Origin of the sequence: Alcanivorax sp. (assembly GCF_051117345.1) — a bacterium.
Taxonomy (GTDB): Bacteria; Pseudomonadota; Gammaproteobacteria; order Pseudomonadales; family Alcanivoracaceae; genus Alcanivorax.
Genome location: NZ_JBNPEC010000171.1, coordinates 1 through 4,479, shown reverse-complemented (window position 1 = coordinate 4,479; position 4,479 = coordinate 1). Strand labels below are relative to the sequence as shown.

Below are 4,479 nucleotides of genomic sequence, written 5' to 3'. Positions count from 1 at the left end.
GGCCATGAGCGATGTGCGTGGGGCAGCCTGGACGGGGGAGGCGCCGCCGAGGTGGTTCTTTACCGCAGCGGTATGGATGACGGTTTTCGGCCACAGGGCATTCACCGCCACCTGGCCGGCATATTCGTCGGCCATTCCCAGTACACACAGGCTCATGCCGTACTTGGCCATGGTGTAGGCCACGTGGCGACCAAACCAGTGGGGAGCCATATTCAGTGGCGGGGCCAGGTTGAGGATGTGCGGGTTGGCCGCTTTCTTCAGGTGTGGCAGACACAGCTTGCTGGCCATGAAGGTGCCGCGGCTGTTGATCTGATGCATCAGGTCGTAGGACTTCATGGTGGTGGCTTCGGTGCCGGTTAGAGAGATGGCGCTGGCATTGTTGACCAGAATATCGATGCCGCCAAAGGTATCCACGGCCTGGTCCACGGCCGCCTGCAGCTGTTCCTCATAGCGAATGTCACCTACGCAGGGCAGGGCCGAGCCTCCGGCCTCGCGAATTTCTTCGGCGGCGGTGTAGATGGTGCCGGGTAGTTTGGGGTGGGGTTCCGTGGTTTTGGCGAACAGAACGATGTTGGCGCCGTCGCGTGCGGCACGCAGGGCGATGGCCTTGCCGATACCGCGGCTGGCACCGGTGATAAACAGGGTTTTGCCTTTCAGGTTGGCGGTGGACATGGTGCTCTCCCAGTGTTGGCCGTAACAAGTGAACGAGAGTTACTTGTCAGCGGCGGAGTGTAACGTTATGGTTGCTTTTTTCGGTCATTTGGGGCCATGAACGGCACTAGCAGGATATAGCCATGACAATACTAAAAATGGACCCTGCGGAGTACTCGGTCTCCGCCGAATACCTGGCCCTGTTGCTGGATGTGTTGTCCCGGCGGGGTATTTCCAATGAAGTGATGCTGTCCGGCACCGCGATTGAGCCGGGTTGCTGGCGGGACCCGAAAGCCCGGGTGACTGCCCAGGACTTCGAGAGGGTGGTGGCAAGAGGGATTGAGCTCAGCGGAGAGCCCTGGCTGGGTTGGGAGCTGGGCGCCGCCATGACAATCTCTTCCCACGGGTTTCTCGGTTACGCGGCCATGAGCAGCGCCACCCTGGGCGAAGCCATGGAATTGGCAGTGAAATACTTTCGTACCCGCAGCACCCTGGTGCAGCTGGAAATATTTACCGATGGCGACATGGCGGTGATGCAGATCAGCGAGTTGCTGGCGTTGGGGGATCTGGCGCCGGTGATGATGGAGAGTCTGTTTTCCAGCTTTCATTTTATGGGCCAGAAGTTGCTGCCGGACATGGAGATTATCGGTGAGCTGCGCTTCACCTACCCGGAGCCGGAGTACTTTGCGCGCATGCGACCGGTGATGCCGGTGCCGGTGTATTTTGATTGTGCTTACAATCAAATGCGCTTTCCGGTGGAGCGCCTGAGCTATGAGCTGCAATTTGCCGATCCTCGGCTGGCACGTATGGCGGCGGATCAGTGCGAACAGGAAATGGCCTCTATCAAGGCGCCGCCAGCCCTGCTTGGTCAGGTACGGCGGATCATTCTGGGCGGCGGCGGACGCTTTCCCGGGGTGGAAGAGGTGGCCAGTGAGCTGCATATGTCTTCACGGACCCTCAAGCGCAAGCTGCAACAACTGGGTACCAGTTATCAGGAAGTGCTGGATGGGTTGCGCAAGGGCCTGGCGGTGGAGTATCTGACCCAGACCGACAAGACCGTGGACGAGATCGCCATGAGCCTGGGCTATTCCGATGCCTCAAACTTTGCCCGGGCGTTCCGGCGCTGGACGTTGCGCAGTCCTTCGGATTATCGGTGATAGTCGCCCATGGCGCGGGCAACCGCTGACGGCCAGTTGCGAGAAGCGAGGTGCGAGTTACGAAGAGCGAAAGGCCGTCAGGTTTTGAATGTCGAAACTCGCACCTCGTCACTCGCTCCGATGTTCTGTTATTCAAGGAGAGACCATGGCCACACTCCATAGCCGTCTTGCCGCTGACACCCGCGCTCTGGGTGAAACCGACCTTTGCTGGCTGCGCTGGATGAATGACCAGCGCTTTGCCTGGCTGATCGTGGTCCCCAAGCGTGACGGTCTGCGGGAATGGCATCATCTGCCCCTGGCAGACCAGCAGGCGCTGCTGCAACAGGTCAATGGCCTGGCGGCGGAGCTGGAGCGGGTGACCGGGGCGGACAAGATCAATATCGGCGCTCTGGGCAATATGGTGCCGCAACTGCACATCCATATCATTGCCCGCTTTGAGGGGGATCCCTGCTGGCCCGGTCCGGTGTGGGGGCAGGGCCAGCCTGAGCCCTGGGCAGAGGGAAAGGTCCCGGCGTGGCTGCAGGGGCTGACCATTGAGGAGGAGGGCTAACTATGGCAGGTCTGGTACCGGTGACCGTGCAATGTCCCCATTGCTGGGAGCCCATCGAGGTGCTGATTGATACGTCGGTGGCAGAGCAGGAATACGTGGAAGACTGTCAGGTGTGCTGCCAGCCGCTGCTGTTTTCGGTGGCGGTGCCGTTCGACAGTGAAGAGCCGCAGGTAGATGTGCGGCCGGAGAATGAATAGCCCGTCCCTGTGCGATTGGCTCGCCGTCGCTGGCGGCGCGATAGCCAGTATCATGTTGTCCCGAGCTGTTTCGAAGCCGCTGTAGGAGCTCCTCTTGAGGGGCGAACCACGCGTCAGCGTGGAAATCGCCCGCGGGCGATCAGGAGTATCAGGGCTTGACAGGTTCCATTGCTGGCCTGCCTCGCTACGCTCGGTTCGCCCCTCAAGAGGAGCTCCTACAGCAGCGTTGTAGAAAGTGTTTCGCGGCGCTGGTTATCGCGCTGTCCGCGACGCTCAGTGGAGTAGTGGGTATCAGGTGCCTTTGCGATCAATATGCCCCAGCTCCCGCTCCGGGCAGACCACATCCCGCACCCGTCGCTTCAACTCGGTAATGTCCGGAAAACCGCCGTCGGTCTTGCGTTCCCAGATTCGCTGGCCATTGGCCTCGATCTGAAAGACACCGCCGGTGCCGGGTTGCAGGGCCACTTCGTCCAGTTCGTCGCTGAACGTGTTAAGCAGCTCCTGGGCATACCAGGCGCTGCGCAGCAGCCAGTTGCACTGGCTGCAGTAGTGAATGGCGACGCGGTTGCTTGGCATCAGGGTGTGTCGTTACCCGCCAGGAAGGAGAGCATTTCCGGATCCTTGAGCAGACGGTTGATGGCGCCACTGAGGATGTCGTTAACCATCTGTTGGTTGCGGCTGGCCGAAGGGGTCAGTGGCAGGTCGTGAACCACGCTGCTTTTGTAGCTGCCGGTGTGGAGCACGTCGCCGCGGCTGGCTTCGGCGAGCAGGGTGAGAGTCAGGGTGACTTCATTGACCACTGAGCCTTCTTCCGGGACATAGTCCAGCTGTTCCAGGCGAACCTCCAGGCGAGTGGCATCGTCGCTGGGGTTGAAGGCATTGAAACCCTGAGTTTGCAGCCCTTTGCGAATAGCGTCTTCGATAGCGCTCTTCACATCATTGGCAGGGCGCACCAGGGCGGTGTTTTTATACACGCCGCCGCGGGTACCAAAGGCTTCCTGGTCCCGGGAATCCACCGCCAGAACCTGCACTGGCTGATTCTGGCCAACATTGGTGGCTTCCACGTTGGCAACCGGTTTGACGTCAATCATCTGCGGGCTCAGGGCGCAGCCGGCAAATATGGTACTAAGAGCAAGAACTAGCACGGCACGAAACATAGGGACTCCTTGGTGGCAGGTTGCTGCCAACACGCTGCACCCGATATTTGTGTGCAGCATATTGCCTGATGCGGTTTTCAATAGGTCCGCTTGAGAGATTCTTCCGCCAGGGTGAACAGGGTTTCCTTGTAGGGGGAAGCCGGTACCGCAGCGATGGCGTCCAGGGCCAGGCGAGTATGCTCGGCGGCCTTGTCCACCGTATATTGCAGACCACCGCTGGCCTGAACGGTTTCAATAATATGTTGCAGATGGTCCAGGCCGCCATTGCGGATGGCGTCCTTGATCAGTTTGGCCTGTTCCGGGCTGCCGTTGGCGATGGTGTAGATCAGCGGCAGGGTGGGCTTGCCTTCGGCCAGGTCGTCGCCCACATTCTTGCCCAGCTCACTGGCTTCGCCCTGGTAGTCCAGTACATCGTCGATCAGCTGAAAGGCGATACCCAGGTGGCGGCCATAGGCGGCAAAGGCGTCCACGAAGTCAGTGTTTTCGTCGGCACCCAGAACGGCGCCGGTTTCCGCCGCCGATTCAAACATCTTGGCGGTCTTGTGATGGATCACCCGCATGTAGTTGTCTTCGCTGGTGTTGGGGTCGCGCACATTGATCAGCTGCAGCACCTCGCCCTCGGAGATGGTATTGGTGCTCTGCGAGAAAATATCCAGCAACCGCGAGTGCCTGAGGCCTACCATCAGCTGCAGGGCGCGGGAAATCAGGAAATCGCCCACCAGTACACTGGCAGCATTGCCCCAGACGGCGTTGACCGTGGGGCGTCC

At 60.1% G+C, this 4,479-nt stretch carries 7 protein-coding genes; 3 read left to right on the top strand and 4 right to left on the bottom strand.

Features of this window, described 5'->3' with window-relative positions; translation table 11 throughout:
* The coding region (locus ACFE0K_RS11100) for an SDR family oxidoreductase (RefSeq protein ID WP_434536127.1) at positions 1-672 on the bottom strand (672 nt) is incomplete at its 3' end.
* Between the two features lie 122 nt (positions 673-794).
* Here ACFE0K_RS11100 and ACFE0K_RS11095 point away from each other — a divergent pair.
* The 3 genes from ACFE0K_RS11095 to ACFE0K_RS11085 all read left to right on the top strand — a co-directional run bounded on the left by ACFE0K_RS11095 (position 795) and on the right by ACFE0K_RS11085 (position 2,555).
* On the top strand, positions 795-1,808 hold the full coding sequence (locus ACFE0K_RS11095) for an AraC family transcriptional regulator (RefSeq protein ID WP_434536126.1): 1,014 nt from the start codon (positions 795-797) through the stop codon (positions 1,806-1,808).
* Positions 1,809-1,953: 145 nt separating this feature from the next.
* Positions 1,954-2,358: an HIT domain-containing protein gene (locus ACFE0K_RS11090; protein ID WP_434536125.1), complete on the top strand. Its 405-nt coding sequence runs from the start codon at positions 1,954-1,956 to the stop codon at positions 2,356-2,358.
* A 2-nt stretch (positions 2,359-2,360) separates the two neighbouring features.
* Positions 2,361-2,555 (top strand): CPXCG motif-containing cysteine-rich protein, encoded by a 195-nt coding sequence (locus ACFE0K_RS11085; RefSeq protein ID WP_434536124.1) that lies wholly within the window; start codon positions 2,361-2,363, stop codon positions 2,553-2,555.
* A gap of 291 nt (positions 2,556-2,846) precedes the next feature.
* Here ACFE0K_RS11085 and ACFE0K_RS11080 read toward each other — a convergent pair whose 3' ends face one another.
* The 3 genes from ACFE0K_RS11080 to ACFE0K_RS11070 all read right to left on the bottom strand — a co-directional run.
* Complete coding sequence (locus tag ACFE0K_RS11080; protein WP_434536123.1) at positions 2,847-3,131, bottom strand: SelT/SelW/SelH family protein; 285 nt, start codon at positions 3,129-3,131, stop codon at positions 2,847-2,849.
* A complete protein-coding gene (locus tag ACFE0K_RS11075) occupies positions 3,131-3,646 on the bottom strand; it encodes a YajG family lipoprotein (RefSeq protein WP_434536122.1) in 516 nt (171 codons plus the stop codon). Before ACFE0K_RS11075 ends, ACFE0K_RS11080 begins: the two co-directional genes overlap by 1 nt.
* A gap of 143 nt (positions 3,647-3,789) precedes the next feature.
* Positions 3,790-4,479 (bottom strand): polyprenyl synthetase family protein (locus ACFE0K_RS11070; protein WP_434536121.1); only part of this gene is annotated, 690 nt, incomplete at its 5' end.